The following is a 15,326-nucleotide window of genomic DNA, read 5'->3' as shown; positions in this document are numbered from 1 at the left end:
CACGCAGATTTGGAACCCACGATCATGACATCCTCCTCCAGTCCGGCGGCACCGCGTCGCCGGCCCCTGTTCAAGAAGATCCTCCTTACCCTCGCCATTCTCCTCCTGGTGCTGGCGATTGCCGCCACCGCCTTCCTGTTCCGTCCGATGGCCTCGCCCGCCGGCAAGGCGGCCGCCAATGACCAGGCGGTCGACGTGCTGGTGATCGGTGGCGGCATCATGGGCGTGACGCTGGCCACCTATCTCCAGGAAATGGAGCCGGACTGGCGGATCGACATCTACGAGCGGATGGACAAGGTCGCGCAGGAAAGCTCCAATGGCTGGAACAATGCCGGCACCGGCCATTCGGGCTTTGCCGAGTTGAACTACACGCCGGAAAAGGATGACGGATCGATCGCGACCGACAAGGCCGTCGACATCGCCGAGCAGTTCGAGATTTCGCGCCAGTTCTGGTCGCATGAGGTCAAGCAGGGCCGTCTGCCCAAGCCGACCGATTTCATCAACGCGACGCCGCATATGAGCTTCGTCTGGGGCGACGACAATATCGCCTATCTGCACAAGCGCCGCGATGCGCTGGTCAAGAACCCGCTCTTCTACGGCATGCAATATTCGCAGGATCCGGCGCAGATTCGCCGCTGGGCGCCGCTGGTGATGGAGGGGCGCGACCCGAAGCAGAAGGTGGCGGCGACGTTCATGCCGCTCGGCACCGATGTCAATTTCGGTGTCATCACGACCCAGCTGACCAACGCGCTGACCCGCAATCCCAATTTCAACCTGCAGCTTGGCCATGAGGTGCGCGGCCTGCATCAGAATGCGGACAAGACGTGGAACGTCACCGTCCATGACCTCAAGAAAAACAGCGATGCCGTGGTGAAGGCGAAGTTCGTCTTCATCGGCGCGGGCGGGGCCTCGCTCAAGCTGCTGCAGATGTCGGGCATTCCGGAATCGAAAAATTATGCCGGCTTCCCGGTCGGCGGCCAGTTCCTGGCGTTCGAGGGGCCGGCCGCGACCAGCCGTCACAATGTGAAGGTCTATGGCAAGGCAGAGGCCGGATCGCCGCCCATGTCGGTGCCGCATCTCGATGCGCGCAAGCTCGACGGCAAGTCGGTGACCCTGTTCGGTCCCTTCGCGCTGCAGAGCACGAAGTTCCTGAAAAATGGCTCGTCGCTCGATTTGTTCGCCTCCATCTACAAGAATAATGTCGGCGGCATGATGAAGGTTGGTGCGGAAAATCTCGATCTGGTCCGCTATCTGGCGCAGCAGGCGACGCTGACCGATGCCCAGCGCCAGGCCGAACTGGTCAAATATTATCCCAATGCCAAGCGCGGCGACTGGAAGCTGATCACCGCGGGCCAGCGCGTGCAGGTGATCAAATATGATCCCAAGAAGGGCACGGTGCTGCAGTTCGGGACCGAAATCGTCACCGACAAGGATGCCAGCATCGCCGCGCTGCTGGGCGCCTCGCCCGGCGCTTCCACCTCGCCGGCGATCATGCTGGAAGTCATGCGCCGCGCCTTCCCGCAACAGATGGCGACCAGCTGGAAGCCCAAGGTGGCGGCGATGGTGCCCTCCTATGGACAGAAGCTCAACGCCAGCCCGGACCTCACCAACCGCATCCGTCGCATGACCAGCCAGACGCTAGGCCTGCCTTATGTCGAGGTGCCGGCGAGCCTCAATGGTGCGACGCCCGATGCCGGCGCCAAACTGCCGGCGAAGCGCAACCTCAATTCGGAACAGCAGGCGCTGTAACGACCGGACAGGGGAGAGGCTGGTGCGTGATCGCCAGCCTGTTCCCTGTCCCTCAGCCTATCGCCGAGTGATGCCCGCGCCGCCATCCACCGGGAACACGCCGCCGGTGATCCAGGCGGCTTCATCCGACGCGAGGAACAGCACCAGATTGGCAACATCCTCGACGGTGCCGAGCCGGCCGAGCGGATGGCGCAGGATGTTGGCGGCCAGCGCGGCCGCCGGATCGGGCTGTTGGTCGAAGGAGGCGCGCAGCATTGCCGTGTCGATCGAGGCCGGGGCGACGCAATTGGCGCGCAGGCCGTCGGCCGCGACGTCCAGCGCAAAGCCCTTCATGAAGGTTTCCAGGCCGCCCTTCGACGCGGCATAGGCGGCCAGGCTGGGCGCGCCCATGCGGGCATTGATCGAGGAAATGAAGACGAAATTGCCCCGGCCCGCGTCCTGCATGGCGGGGGCGAAGGCCTGGACCAGGCGGACCGCGCCACCGACATTCACGTCATAGATCGCATTGAAGGCTTGCGGTGAGGAGGCGAAGATGTCCGCCTGTTCGGTCGCGGCGCCGGCATGGACGATGATGTCCGGCGGCCCAAGCCGTGCCAGCAGGTCGGCCGCGCCCTGCGCAATGCCGGCGTCGTCGGCCAAGTCGCAGACCCACGCCTCGTCCCCCGCATCAGGGGCGATCCGGTCCATCGCGACGACATGGGCGCCCTCCGCCTTGAAGCGGACGCAAATGGCCGCGCCGATGCCGCCGGCGGCACCGGTGACGAGGGCGATCTTACCGGACAGGCGGGGCATATCTTCTCCATTCGTATTTATAAAAGCAACATATCATCTGGTGATGCGCTCGCAATGGCATAATTTTAACAATGTCAGATTGACGTGTTGCTAAATGAGCGATAATTGAAGCGGAAATAGGAGAGGAAGGGGTTCCATGAAGGTCAGTGGCGTATATCCGGTTCTGCCCACGCCGTTCGATGCGTCGGGCGCTATCGACGATAGCGGCATGGATGCGATTGTCGATTTCGTCGTCGATTGCGGTGTCGATGGCGCAGTCTTTCCGGGCCTCGCCAGCGAATATGACATGCTCTCGCTCGATGAGCGGATCGGCCTCATTACCCGGATCGCCACGCGTATCGATGGCCGCATCGGCTTCATCATCGGCGGGTCCAGCCCGGACGTCGAAGAAAGCCTGGCGCTGATCCGTGCGGGCAAGGAAGCGGGTGCCGCCGGCGCGATGGTGATGACGCCGGGCGCGCTGGCCGGCGACAATGACGCGCTGGCCGCCCATTATCGCAAACTTGGCGAGGCTGGCCTGCCGTTGATGCTGCAAAATGCGCCCCGACCGATGGGGGCGGGCCTGAGCGCCGAGGATGTCATCGCCGTCGTCGGTGCCGTCCCCGCCATCCACTGGGTCAAGGAAGAGAATATGCCCTGCGGCCAGCGGATCAGTGCGATCCGCGCCGCCGCGCCCGATCATCTGCTGGGCGTGTTCGGCGGGGCCGGTGGCCGCTACATCACCGACGAACTGGCGCGCGGCGCGATCGGCACCATGCCGGCGGCCGAACTGCCCGAGGCGCATGTCGCGCTGATGGCCGCCCATCTGGCCGGCGACGGCGACGCGGTGCGCACCCATTATGAACGGATGCTGCCGCTGTTGATGATGCAGGCGGTTTTCCGCTGGCGCCTGACCAAGGAAGTCTTGCGCCGGCGCGGCCTGATCGCCGACGCCTTCACCCGCGCGCCCGGCCCGGAACTGGACGAGGGCGACCAGCGCGAGCTTGACCGCATCCTCGCGCGGATCGACGATTGGACCGGAATCGGCGTGGTGCAGGGCTGAAGGATATGGGCGCGATGGACGATGTGATCGAGCGGCTGGACGTCTTCACCGTCACCATTCCCCGCGACGTGCCCTATCTGGGCGCGCTGGGGCCGGGCGAGGAAGTGAACGCGGCCGGCTATATCGTCCGGCGCCGCAATGGCACCATCTATCCGACGGTCGACCGATCGGTGGTGGTGCGCGTCACCAGTCGGTCTGGGCTGGTCGGTTGGGGCGAAACCTATGGCCTGGTCGCGCCGGGCGCGATCCACGAACTGGTCGACGATGTCATCGCGCCGATCCTGATCGGCCGTTCGGCCCATGATGTCGAGGTGATCTGGGAAGATCTTTACGACCTGATGCGGGTGCGCGGCTATCAGGGCGGTTTCTGGCTGGATGCGATGGCGGCGGTCGACATCGCGCTGTGGGATATCCATGCCCGCGCCGTCGGCCTGCCGCTCTGCCGCGTGCTGGGCGGGCAGCGGCGCGAGACCATTCCGGCCTATGTCTCCGGCCTGCCCGAACCGACATTGGAGGCGCGCTGCGCGCTGGCGAAGCGCTTCGTCGACCAGGGGTTCGACGCGATCAAGTTCGCCGGCGTGGTCAGCTTCGACGGGATCGAGGCGGAGGCGCGGGCCTTGCGCGCGGCGATCGGCCCGGACGTCAAGCTGATGGTGGATCTTCACTGGATGTATTCGGCGGCCGAGGCAGTGGCGCTCATCCGCCGGCTGGAACCGCATGACCTTTATTTCGCCGAGGCGCCGGTCAAGCCCGAGGATGTGGCGGGGCTGGCCGATGTCGCCGCCCGCGTCGCGACGCCGATCGCGGCGGGCGAGGAATGGCGCAGCGTGTTCGATGCCCGGCCAAGACTGGAAGCGCGCGCGGTATCGATCGTGCAGCCCGAAATGGGGCATACCGGCATCACCCAGTTCATGCGCATCGCCCGGCTGGCGGAGGCGCATCATGTCCGGGTGATGCCGCACGCGACCATCGGCGTTGGCATCTTTGCAGCGGCCAGCCTGCATGCCGCCGCGGCGGTGCGCGACCTACCCTATCATGAATATCAGCATTCGATCCTGCCGCGTTCGGCGCAATTGCTCGACGGGCGCCTGACCTGCACCGCCGGCGCCTTTGCCCTGCCCGAAGGGCCGGGGCTGGGGGTGGCGCCGAACGCGGCCTTCTGGAACCATGTAACGCGGGGGCGTCAATGAGATATCTGGGCTGGCTAAACCCCATGGTCGGACGCTAGAAACGGCCATGCGCACGAAAATCAACGCCCAGCCCAACCAGAGCCTGATCGACGGGATCACCACGCTTCAGGCGCTCGCTTCATCGCCCGAGCCGATCGGCTGTCGCGAACTGGCGCGGCAGCTGGATTCCGATCCGACCAAGATCAACCGCCTGCTCAAGACGCTGGCCTATCTGGGCATCGCGCGCCAGACCGCGAACCGCAAATATACCGCCGGGCCGGGCATGCATGTGCTGGCGGCGCAGAGCCTGTTCGCGTCCGGCTTGATCCGTCGCGCCCTGCCAGAACTGGAGCAACTGCGCCGCTACGGCCATACGGTGGCGATGGGCGTGCTGTGGAATGACAGTGTCTCCTATCTCTTCCACGCCCCGCCGGGGATTGAAGCGTCGCGCGGCCTGGGCCGTATCGGCCTGTTGCCAGCGACGACCAGCGGCATCGGCATCGCCCTGCTCGCGGAGCTGGAGGATGCGGATGTGCGCGAACTCTATGACGGGCGCGACATTCCGATGTTCCCGGACGGCATCGACAGCCTGCTCGCCAAGCTGAGTGAGGTTCGTGCGTTGGGCTATGCGCGCGTCCATGTGGCGGATGAGCGCGACCATCATATCGTGTCGGTGTCGATGGGCGATCCGGTCCATGCCGGCATCGCCATGTCGGGCTGGATTCCCGAGGGGGCGACGGCGCCGCTGGTCGAGGCCCTGCGCGAGGCGGCGCAGCGCATCGGAGAGTAAGTGTTGCTTCATGTGATACGGATATGCTGATGTGTCGATTTTTCTTAGCAAAATTGGCCAATTAAATCGATATAAAAGCAACAAATTTCAGATTTCGGGATTGACACGTCGCTAATTGTGCAACAATTTCCCTCTCAGAAGCACAATGCTCGCACAGGAGGGGATGAAGATGCGCAAGGTAGCAAAATGCGCGAGCCTGTTGGTACTGGCCAGCACGGCCGCGTTTCCGACGATCGTAGCCGGCCAGGAAACCGCAGAGCCGCAGCCCGCCCAGGCGGCGGACGGCGCGGTCGCCGATATCGTCGTCACCGGCATTCGTCAGAGCCTGAGCAAGGGCATCGAGACCAAGCGCCAGGCTGTCACCTTCGTTGACTCGATCGTGGCCGAGGATGTCGGCAAGCTGCCCGACCAGAATATCGCGGAATCGCTCCAGCGCGTATCGGGCGTGCAAATCCGCCGCTCGCTGGGCGATGGCACCAGCGTCTCGATCCGCGGCCTGCGTCAGAACCGGACCGAGGTGAATGGGCGCTCGCTGGTCAGCCCCTTTGGTCGTGGTCCCGGCGTGCCGGCCGATGCCGATTTCAATCCGCTGTCGCTTTATCCCGCCGAACTGATCAGCCGCCTGGAAGTCACCAAGCTGCTGTCGGCCGACCAGATTGACGGGTCGCTGGGCGGCACGGTCAACATCATCACCCGCAAGCCGCTCGACGCGCCGAACACGATGGTCGCCGGCCGGATCGAAGGCAGCTATGCCGACATGCTCGACCGCAAGGGTGTCAGCGGTTCGCTGCTCTATTCGCGCAATTTCGATGACCGGTTCGGCGTGCTGGTGAATGTGACCGCATCCGACCGGCCGATCCAGGAAGACAGTTTCAACAGCTTCGCCGGCTTCCTGCCGCTGACCGGCGCGTTCGATCCCAATGGCGATGGCGTGGCCGACAATGATCCCAATGGCGACGGCCTGGCCGGCACCTATATCGCCGACCTTCGCTATCAGCGGCTGCGCGAACGCCGCAAGCGGCTTGGCGCCAATGTCGTGTTGCAATGGCGACCCACCGACGAACTCGAGCTGTCGCTGGACACCGTCTATGCCGCCGGCAAGGCCAAGCGCCGCCGCAACTGGTTCGCTGTCGCGCTGACCAGCAATGGCGCGGACTATGTCGACTACAGCTTCTCACCCAATGAGGTGCTGGTCGCGGGCACGGTCCGCCGGCCGCTGCAGGGCAATGACGAGCGGCTGACGATCAAGGATGACTCGCTCTCCAGCGCGCTGAACCTGCGTTATGAGAAGGGGCCGTGGACGATCAAGGCGGAGGGCAGCTATTCGGATGCCCAGCTCAACTACAACCAGACCTATGTCCGCACCCAGACGCGGGCATCCTATCTGACCTCGTTCGATTTCACCGGCGGCGGCGTGCCGCAACTGGCCCTGCCGTCGGGCGTCGACCTGCTCGATCCGTCGCTCTACAATTATTCCAACTTCTTCGATAACCGCTTTGAATCCAATGCGAAGGAATATGCCGGCCGGGTCGACCTGCGCTATGCGATCGAAAGCGGCGTGCTGGACTCCTTCGAGGTCGGCGGCCGTATCGCCAAGCTCAAGACCGCGCGCAATTCGCTGCTGTCACAGCTCACCTCCTCGGTCCGCCTGACCGATCGCGATGCGGCGCTCTATGAGGTCGGCAGCTTCCCCGATCTGCTGGGTGGCAAGGCGCCCTTCGCCCAATCCTATCTGGTCGGCAATCCGTTCGGCACCGGCGCGGACTTCGCCTGCGAGGCGATATTGGGCAGTTGCACGCCACGCGTGCTGGACCCCACCGCCTCCTACAAGCTCGATGAAGTCACCAAGGCGGGCTATGTGAAGCTCAATCTGAAGGGCGACCTAGGCAGCATTCCCTTCTCCGGCAATATCGGCCTGCGTTACACCCGCACCGACCGCGATGCGGTGTCCGCGCTGCGCCGCGCCGACGGCACGTTCCAGCCGGTCACCGCATCGCCCTCCTATGAGGACTGGTTGCCGAGCGCGGTGTTGAAGTTCGACCTGACCGATCAACTGGTGGCCCGTGTCGGTGCGGCCAAGGTCGTCGGCCTGCCGGACTCGCAGGATCTGAGCCCCGGCTTGCTGCTCAACCGCATCGTCTATACCGGGACCGGCGGCAATCCGAACCTCAAGCCGTTCCGCGCCGACCAGTATGACGTGTCGCTGGAATGGTATTTCCGCCAGGGATCGGCGCTGACGGTCGGCCTCTTCTACAAGGATATCGGCTCCTTCCTGACCACCCGCTCGACCTTCGAGGATGTGCCGGGTGAGGCCCAGCAATTCCTGGTCACGCGCAAGGTCAATGGAGAGGGCGGCAAGCTCAAGGGTGCGGAAGTGATGCTGCAGCTGCCGTTAAACTTCCTGGATGGCTTTGCCAGCGGCTTCGGCATTCTGGCGAACTACAGCTATATCGACAGCAGCACGCCGTTCGTGAATGCCCGCACCGGCGCCACCCTGCCGCTGGAAGGGCTGTCCAAGCATAATGCCAATCTGGTCGGCTATTATGAAAAGGACGGGTTCGGCCTGCGCGTCGCCTATAATTATCGCTCGGGCTATCTCGACAGCGTGACGGCGGGTGGCGAAGGCTCCTTCTTCAAGCCCTATGAGACGATCGACGCATCGATCCGCTATGATTTTGGCGCCTTTGGTATCTATGCCGAGGCCGGCAACCTGACCAACGAGAAGCAGATCCGCTATACCGGCGCGCCCGAAGCGATCGCCCTCTATGCCGAGCAGGGGCGCCGCTTCGCCATCGGCGCCAACTTCAAGTTCTGAGGACGGGATGACTATGCTGATCGCGGGCGATTGGGGATCGAGCAACATGCGCCTTCACCTGTGCCGGGTGGAGGAGGGGCGGCTGATCCCGGTCGAGACGGTGCGTGGCAAGGGCGCCAAGGATGTGGCCGATCATGAAACCGCCTTCCGCGCGGCGGCAGGGGACTGGATCGATCGTCATGGTCCGATGCCGGTGCTGCTGTCGGGCATGATCGGGTCGACCATCGGCTGGCGTGAGGCGGCCTATCTGCCTTGCCCGGCCGGGCCAGAGGCGATGGCCGGCGCGTTGCTGCGGTTCGAGGCGGCGGGATGCCCTATCGCGATCGTGCCGGGCCTGTCCTGCCGCAACATCTTCGGCCAGCCCGATGTGATGCGCGGCGAGGAAGTGCAATTGTTCGGCTGGCTGGCGGGCGTGGCGGATGATGATGCCGAACGGCTGATCTGCCTGCCGGGCACCCATGCCAAATGGGTGCGGGTGCGCGGGCGGACGGTGCTGGATTTCGTCACCTCTATGCAGGGGGAAATGCGCGAGCTGCTGCTCGCCCATGGCCTGCTCGGTCGGTCGTTGGCAAAACCCTATGATCCGGCCGCGCCGACCGACATCGCCGCCTTCGATGTCGGAGCCGGGCTGGTGATCGATGATCCGAGCTTGGCGATCGAACATGGACTGTTCGCGCTGCGCAGTCGCATCCTGATGGGCGAACTGACCAGCGACGCCGCGCCTTCCTTCCTGTCCGGGTTGATGATCGGTGCGGAGGTCCGCGACGCGGTCGCCGCCCATCGCGCGCGCGGCATGGCGGTGGACACCATCGTCCTGGTCGGCGCGGAACTGCTGGTCGATCTCTATGGCCGGGTCTGCGATCGCCTGGGGATCGCGATCGAAAAGGCGGCGGGCGACGGCACCGCGCTTGCCGGCCTGTCGGCGATCGCCGCGCGCATGGAGGCCGCCACCGCATGATCGAGGGGAAGGCCCGCAAGATCAGATGGGCGATCCTGGCGATGCTGTTCGCCTCGACCGTGATCAACTATCTCGACCGGCAGGCGCTTTCGATCCTGGCGACGACGGTGCAACAAGACCTGCATATGGACGACATCGCCTATGCGCGCGTCGTCCAGGCTTTCCTCATTGCCTATACCTTCGCCTATCTGATGGCCGGCCGGGTGACCGACTGGCTGGGCACGCGCCTGTCTTTGGCGCTGTTCGTGGGCTGGTGGTCGCTGGCGAACCTGCTGACCGGTTTCGTCCGGTCGGCAGGGGCGCTGGGCGCGGCGCGCTTCGCACTGGGGCTGGGGGAGGCGGGCAACTACACTGCCGGCCCCAAGGCGGTGTCGGAACATTTTCCGCCCAGGGAACGGGGTATAGCGCTCGGCATCTATACGGCCGGGGCGATGATCGGCGCGACGCTGGCGCCACCGCTGATCGCCGGCATCGCGCTGCATTTCGGCTGGCGCGCGGCGTTCATCGCCACTGGCGCGGCGGGGCTTGTCTGGCTGGTCGTCTGGCTGATGGTCTATCCGCGCAGCGCGCCGGAGCCGAAGGAGGAGCGGATCAGCGAGGGCGCCCTATGGGGCCGCATCCTGCGCGACCGGTCGGTCTGGCTGCTTGCCGGTGCCCGTGCGGTCGCCGATCCGGTCTGGTATTTCTACCTCTTCTGGTTTCCCAAATATCTGACCGATATCTATGGCCTGACCCTGATCGCGGTCGCCTCCATAGCGTGGATCGTCTATCTCGCAGCCGATCTTGGCAGCATCGGCGGGGGCTTCTTCTCCAGCCGGTTGATCGCGCGCGGTGTGGCGCCGGCAACCAGCCGCATCATCGTGATGGGCGCGGCCGCGCTGGTGGCGCCGCTCGGCGCGATCGCGGCCAGCCATCCGGCCCTGCCGATCCTGTTCGCGCTCGCCTCTGCCGTGGCCTTCGCCCATCTGGTGTTCCAGATCAATATCAGCACGCTGATCGTCGATCTCTATCCCACCCGAATCGTCGCCACCGTGTTCGGCGTGGTCGCGGCGGGCAGCGGGCTTGGCGGGCTGCTCTCGACCCAATTGGTCGGCCAGCTTGTCGCGGGCGGTGCGTTCGAACGCAGCTTCCTGCTGATGGCGCTGCTCCATCCGATCGCCTTTCTGCTTGCCTTCCTGGCGCTGCGCAGTGCGCGCCGATCCAATGGGGAAGGGCAACTCGTCCACGCATAACAACAAGTGGGAGAGGAAGATGAAGCGTTTCTATGGACTGGCAGGGGGACTGACCCTTGCCGGAACGGCGTCGGCCGCGCTGCTGCTGAGCAATACGGCCACCACGGGCGGCGCCAGCGGATCGACCAGCGCCATCGCCAACTGGGTCAGCCTCGGCAGCCCGCTCCAGGCCACGGCGGAAGAACCGATGGCCGCTGCGCTCGCCGCCAGCATCAGTGTCGAACGGGTGCCGCGAGACGCGGACTCCTCCAACCAGGCCGCCTGGTGGGTGCCGATCGCGCTGGCGCCCGATGGCACGCTCTATGTCGCCTTCGACAGTCCGCCAGCCTCCGGCGCGGCCGGTAGCCATGAGGTCAAGATCGGCAAGCGCGACACGAGCGGCACCTGGACCTTCGCCGTGCTGCGCAATCCGGATGGCACGGTCTGGACCGAGGCGGACGATATCGGCCACAAGCAGCCGACTATCGCGGTCGATGGCGCGGGCGTGCTGCATGTCTGGGCCGACATGCATAATCTGTCGGATGGCATGCGCTATTTCCGCGCCGATGCGCCCGGTGGCATGAGCTTCACCCGCCAGACCGATATTCCCGCTACCGGCCTCTATACCTATCCGGTCGCCAAGCGGGCGCCCAATGGCGACGTCTATCTGATGATCCGCAGCTATGATGCGGCGACCTATGATGGCGAGGGCGAACTGTTTCGCTGGGCCATGTCGGGCAGCAGTGGCGCTTGGAGCCATGTCGGCACCTTTGCCGCCGCCAATGATGCGGTCGTCTATCCCGACGACATGAATTTCGGCGGCGACGGCAGCGTTCATCTGCTGTGGGAATGGGCCAAGTCGCTGCCCCGGTCGCTGCGTCATTATGGCAGCTATCTGCGCTACTCGCCGACCGGCGGCGGCTGGAGCTATGCCGACGGCACGGCGGCGACGCTGCCGGTGGGCCTGGCCAATGCCAAGCTCTTCTTCCTGCCGCTCCAGTCGGGCGAGGTCTTCACCACCGATCAGACGCTCAAGGGGTTGCAGAGCGCCAAGCTGGCGCTTGACGATTATAATCAGCCGACCATCGCCTATCGCTATCGCCCGACCGACGGCAGCGGCGACGCGAATTTCGACGTCTGGCGCGTGCGCTGGAGCGGCACCGGCTGGACCAGCCGGGAAAAAATCTTTGCCGCCAGCAACAATGTGCCCGCAGCGCTGGGCATATCGCGCACGGCGGCGCAGGTCCGCGTCTATTTCGCTACCACCGGCGAAGGGCTGCGACAGGGGCTCAAGACATCGACGGCGTCGGGCTGGACCATCACCGACCTCGCGCCCGGCAAGGCGATAACCCGGCTTGCCACGGTGCCGCTGTCGGCCGACACCGATATCATCTACGGCGCCGCGCCGACCGATGTGAACAGCACCACCGGCAGCGTCTATCTGACGCAGGTCACGAACTGAAAGGGAGACGGGATGATCGGCAGTCGACGCGAATTTCTGGCGGCGGTGGCAAGTTCACCGCTGTTCGGCCGCTTTTCCGCGGCCACCGACGAGCCGACCCAGATCATCCCGCTCTGGCCCGACGGCGTGCCGGGCGGCAAGATGCCGGCCGTCACCGAAGTGGTGGACGACCAGATTGACACGCTGGGCTATCGCTACCGCGTCGGCATCCATGTGACGCGGCCGACCCTGTCCTGGTTCGCGGCGGCCAAGCCCACGGGCGCGGCAGTGCTGATCATTCCTGGCGGCGGCTATTCGCGGGTCGGCATTGATCGGGAAGGCTATGAATGTGCGCGCTGGATGGCCGACATGGGCATCCATGCCTTCGTCCTGCGCTATCGCCTGCCGGCCGATCGCTGGGCGGCGGGCGCCGATGTCGCTCTACAGGATGCGCAGCGGGCGATGCGGCTGATCCGGGCCGGGCGCAGCGGCGGCTGGACCGTCGATCCGCAGAGGGTGCTGGTGCTGGGGGGCTCCGCCGGCGGTCATCTGGCCGGGAGCCTGTGCATGCGGCCCAATGACCGCATCTATCCGATGGCGGAAAGTGCGGACCATCTGTCGGCCCGGCCGGACGGGGCAATCCTGCTCTATCCGGTAGTGACGATGGCCGGCGCCACCAATGGCGGGAGCCGAAGGTCGCTGATCGGCGACGATCCGACTGAAGCGCAAATAGCTGCCTATTCGCTGGACAAGATCGTGGCGTCGACCACGCCGCCGATGATCCTGTTCCATTCGGTCCATGACCGCACCGTGCCGGTAGACCAGTCGCTGACCCTGTTCGGGGCGGTGCGGGCCGCGCAGGGGGGCGATCGACATGCATCTGTTCGACGAGGGCAGCCATGGCGTCGGCCTGCGCGGCGATCCGGCCCAGCCCTTTGCCGACTGGCCGACAATCGCGCGCAAATGGCAGGTGCGGAGCGGGCTGGTCTGAGTGTTGGGGGGGGGCGTGGCAGGAGGACATATTCTTCCAACCGATTGATCTTTTCCGTCGCATCGCGCTAAGCCCGGCCGATATTGTGGCGCCCGATCGGGCGCTGCCCGGAAAGGATGAGCATGTCCCCATATCTGAAGGCCGGCGCTGCGTTGGGCGCCTTGCTGCTGCTTCCCGTCACCGCCGCGCAAGCGCAGGAAAAGCTGACGCTGGAGCGTGTGTTCGCAAGCCCCGACCTTGCCGGCCCGCAGCCGCGTGCGCTCAAGCTCTCGCCCGACGGCAAGCTGGTAACCTTGCTCAAGCCGCGCGCTGACGAGAAGGAGCGGCTCGACCTGTGGGCGATCGACACCGCGACCGGCGCCGAGCGCATGCTGGTTGATTCGAAGAAGACCGGCAGCGGCGCGGAACTGAGCGAAGCGGAAAAGATGCAGCGCGAGCGCGACCGCTCGGTCGCCGGCAGCACCGGCATCACCAGCTATGACTGGTCGCCCGATGGCAAGACCATCCTGGTGCCGGTCGATGGCGATCTCTATCTCGCCGCGCTTGACGGCAAGGTCACCCGCCTCACCGACACGCCGGACGGCGAGCTCAATGGCGTGGTCAGCCCAAAGGGCGGCTTCGTGTCGTTCGTGCGGGGCGGCAACCTGTTCGTGCAGCCGATGAATGGCCGCGAGAAGCAACTGACCCAGGGCGCGAGCGAGACGCTCAGCTGGGGCGTATCGGAGTTCGTGGCGCAGGAGGAAATGGACCGACGCACCGGCTATTGGTGGTCGCCTACCGATGCACAGATCGCCGTGGCGCGGGTCGATGAAAGCCCGGTCGGCATCGTCACCCGCACCGCGATCGGCGGCGAGGGGACCAAGGTCTATCAGCAGCGCTATCCCGCAGCCGGCACGCCCAACGCCATCGTCGACCTGTTCGTCATGAACGCGGACGGCTCCGGCCAGGTCCAGGTCGACCTCGGCGCGGACAAGAATGTCTATCTCGCCCGCGTCGACTGGTCGAAGGATGGCAAGACCCTCTATGTCCAGCGCGAAAGCCGGGACCAGCAGCGCCTCGACCTGCTTGCGGTCGATCCGACGACCGGCAAGGCCAAGATCGTCCTCACCGAAACGTCGAAAAGCTGGATCAACCTCAGCAATAATTTCACGCCGCTGAGCGACGGCAGCTTCCTGTGGTGGTCGGAAAAGACCGGCCATGGCCATCTCTATCACGTCCGGAACGGCAAATGGACCGCGCTGACCAGCGGCGAATGGGAAGTACGCGATATTGTCGGCGTGGATGAGGACAAGGGCCTGGTCTATTTCACCGGCAATCGCGAGACGCCGCTGGAGCAGCAGCTTTATGTCACGTCGCTAGCCAAGGCCGGTCCGCTGAAGGCGCTGACCGCCAAGAGCTGGTGGAACGATGCGGTGATGGATGGTGCGGCGAGCCGGATCGTCGTCTCGCGCCAGAATGCCGACCAGCCCAAGCAGGTCTATCTGGCTGATAGCAGCGGCAAGCAGCTGCAGTGGATTTCGGAAAATGCGCTGAAGGGCGATCATCCCTATGCGCCCTATCTGGCGAGCCATGCCAGGACCGTGTTCGGCACCGTCAAGGCGGCCGATGGCAGCACCCTCTACACCAAGATGCTGACCCCGCCGATGCAGCCGGGCAAGCGCTATCCCGTCTTCATGATCCATTATGGCGGTCCGGGTGCTGGGCGCCAGGTGACCAACACCTGGAGCGGCGCGCTCAACCAATATCTGGTCGACCGGGGCTGGATCGTCTTCTCGATCGACAATCGCGGCACGCCCGATCGCGGCAAGGCATTCGAGGACCAGATCCATCGCGCCATGGGCACGGTCGAGGTCGACGATCAGTTGAAGGGCGTCGAATGGCTGAAGGCCCAGCCCTTCGTCGATCCCGAGCGGATTGCTACCTATGGCTGGTCCTATGGCGGCTATATGTCGCTCAAGCTGGCGGAAAAGGCGCCGGGCACCTTCGCCGCGATCGTCTCGGGCGCGCCGGTGACGAAATGGGAGTTTTACGACACTCATTATACCGAACGTTATCTGGGCCAGCCGCAGGACAAGGCGAGCGCCTATCCGGGCTCCGACGCGGTCGATGATGCGGTGAAGATCAAGGATCCGCTGCTGCTGATCCACGGCATGTCTGACGACAATGTCGTGTTCGACAATTCCACCGCGCTGATGGCCAAGATGCAGGGGGCGGCCGTGCCGTTCGAACTGATGGTCTATCCGGGGCAGACGCACCGCGTCGGCGGTCCCAAGATCAGCGTTCACCTCTGGACCACGATCGAGAATTTCCTGCGCGATCAGGGTGTCGATCCGGCCAAGTGAAGGCCGGGCGTGAGGAGTAAGGGAGA

Annotated in this window: 11 protein-coding genes; 10 read left to right on the top strand and 1 reads right to left on the bottom strand. The window is 64.9% G+C overall.

Annotation, left to right across the window (positions count from 1 at the left end):
- The first annotated feature begins 24 nt into the window (after positions 1 to 24).
- The gene (gene mqo, locus HH800_RS09960) at positions 25 to 1,749 is read left to right on the top strand and encodes a malate dehydrogenase (quinone) (protein ID WP_206379213.1); all 1,725 of its coding nucleotides are present in this window, start codon (positions 25 to 27) and stop codon (positions 1,747 to 1,749) included.
- Between the two features lie 57 nt (positions 1,750 to 1,806).
- Here mqo and HH800_RS09955 read toward each other — a convergent pair whose 3' ends face one another.
- Entirely contained in the window at positions 1,807 to 2,541 is a 735-nt protein-coding gene (locus HH800_RS09955; protein WP_169860953.1) for an SDR family NAD(P)-dependent oxidoreductase, read from the bottom strand.
- 136 nt (positions 2,542 to 2,677) lie between these two features.
- On the opposite strand from HH800_RS09955, the gene HH800_RS09950 reads away from it, so the two are divergent.
- The 9 genes from HH800_RS09950 to HH800_RS09910 all read left to right on the top strand — a co-directional run bounded on the left by HH800_RS09950 (position 2,678) and on the right by HH800_RS09910 (position 15,300).
- Entirely contained in the window at positions 2,678 to 3,583 is a 906-nt protein-coding gene (locus tag HH800_RS09950) for a dihydrodipicolinate synthase family protein (RefSeq protein WP_169860952.1), read from the top strand.
- 14 nt (positions 3,584 to 3,597) lie between these two features.
- On the top strand, positions 3,598 to 4,773 hold the full coding sequence (locus HH800_RS09945; protein ID WP_169860951.1) for a mandelate racemase/muconate lactonizing enzyme family protein: 1,176 nt from the start codon (positions 3,598 to 3,600) through the stop codon (positions 4,771 to 4,773).
- Positions 4,774 to 4,819: 46 nt separating this feature from the next.
- Positions 4,820 to 5,542 (top strand): IclR family transcriptional regulator, encoded by a 723-nt coding sequence (locus HH800_RS09940; protein ID WP_069336054.1) that lies wholly within the window; start codon positions 4,820 to 4,822, stop codon positions 5,540 to 5,542.
- A 169-nt stretch (positions 5,543 to 5,711) separates the two neighbouring features.
- The gene (locus HH800_RS09935) at positions 5,712 to 8,357 is read left to right on the top strand and encodes a TonB-dependent receptor (protein ID WP_235682081.1); all 2,646 of its coding nucleotides are present in this window, start codon (positions 5,712 to 5,714) and stop codon (positions 8,355 to 8,357) included.
- Between the two features lie 7 nt (positions 8,358 to 8,364).
- Positions 8,365 to 9,315 (top strand): 2-dehydro-3-deoxygalactonokinase, encoded by a 951-nt coding sequence (locus HH800_RS09930; RefSeq protein ID WP_235682080.1) that lies wholly within the window; start codon positions 8,365 to 8,367, stop codon positions 9,313 to 9,315.
- Complete coding sequence (locus tag HH800_RS09925) at positions 9,312 to 10,547, top strand: MFS transporter (RefSeq protein WP_169860949.1); 1,236 nt, start codon at positions 9,312 to 9,314, stop codon at positions 10,545 to 10,547. The genes HH800_RS09930 and HH800_RS09925 overlap by 4 nt, the downstream gene beginning before the upstream one ends.
- Before the next feature lie 19 nt (positions 10,548 to 10,566).
- Positions 10,567 to 11,988: a BNR-4 repeat-containing protein gene (locus HH800_RS09920; protein WP_169860948.1), complete on the top strand. Its 1,422-nt coding sequence runs from the start codon at positions 10,567 to 10,569 to the stop codon at positions 11,986 to 11,988.
- A gap of 12 nt (positions 11,989 to 12,000) precedes the next feature.
- Entirely contained in the window at positions 12,001 to 13,029 is a 1,029-nt protein-coding gene (locus HH800_RS09915) for an alpha/beta hydrolase (protein WP_235682079.1), read from the top strand.
- A gap of 51 nt (positions 13,030 to 13,080) precedes the next feature.
- On the top strand, positions 13,081 to 15,300 hold the full coding sequence (locus tag HH800_RS09910) for a S9 family peptidase (RefSeq protein WP_169860947.1): 2,220 nt from the start codon (positions 13,081 to 13,083) through the stop codon (positions 15,298 to 15,300).
- The last annotated feature ends 26 nt before the right edge of the window (positions 15,301 to 15,326 follow it).

It is taken from the genome of Sphingobium yanoikuyae (genome assembly GCF_013001025.1).
Taxonomy (GTDB): domain Bacteria; phylum Pseudomonadota; class Alphaproteobacteria; order Sphingomonadales; family Sphingomonadaceae; genus Sphingobium; species Sphingobium yanoikuyae_A.
Note: the sequence above shows the minus strand (reverse complement) of the source record. Positions and strands in the feature narration are given on the sequence as shown.

Coding starts and splice junctions, on each gene's coding strand:
- HH800_RS09950 (WP_169860952.1), top strand. CDS start 2,678: ATGAAGGTCAGTGGCGTATATCCGGTTCTGCCCACGCCGTTCGATGCG.
- HH800_RS09940 (WP_069336054.1), top strand. CDS start 4,820: ATGCGCACGAAAATCAACGCCCAGCCCAACCAGAGCCTGATCGACGGG.
- mqo (WP_206379213.1), top strand. CDS start 25: ATGACATCCTCCTCCAGTCCGGCGGCACCGCGTCGCCGGCCCCTGTTC.
- HH800_RS09925 (WP_169860949.1), top strand. CDS start 9,312: ATGATCGAGGGGAAGGCCCGCAAGATCAGATGGGCGATCCTGGCGATG.
- HH800_RS09930 (WP_235682080.1), top strand. CDS start 8,365: ATGACTATGCTGATCGCGGGCGATTGGGGATCGAGCAACATGCGCCTT.
- HH800_RS09920 (WP_169860948.1), top strand. CDS start 10,567: ATGAAGCGTTTCTATGGACTGGCAGGGGGACTGACCCTTGCCGGAACG.
- HH800_RS09955 (WP_169860953.1), bottom strand. CDS start 2,541: ATGCCCCGCCTGTCCGGTAAGATCGCCCTCGTCACCGGTGCCGCCGGC.
- HH800_RS09945 (WP_169860951.1), top strand. CDS start 3,598: ATGGACGATGTGATCGAGCGGCTGGACGTCTTCACCGTCACCATTCCC.
- HH800_RS09935 (WP_235682081.1), top strand. CDS start 5,712: ATGCGCAAGGTAGCAAAATGCGCGAGCCTGTTGGTACTGGCCAGCACG.
- HH800_RS09910 (WP_169860947.1), top strand. CDS start 13,081: ATGTCCCCATATCTGAAGGCCGGCGCTGCGTTGGGCGCCTTGCTGCTG.
- HH800_RS09915 (WP_235682079.1), top strand. CDS start 12,001: ATGATCGGCAGTCGACGCGAATTTCTGGCGGCGGTGGCAAGTTCACCG.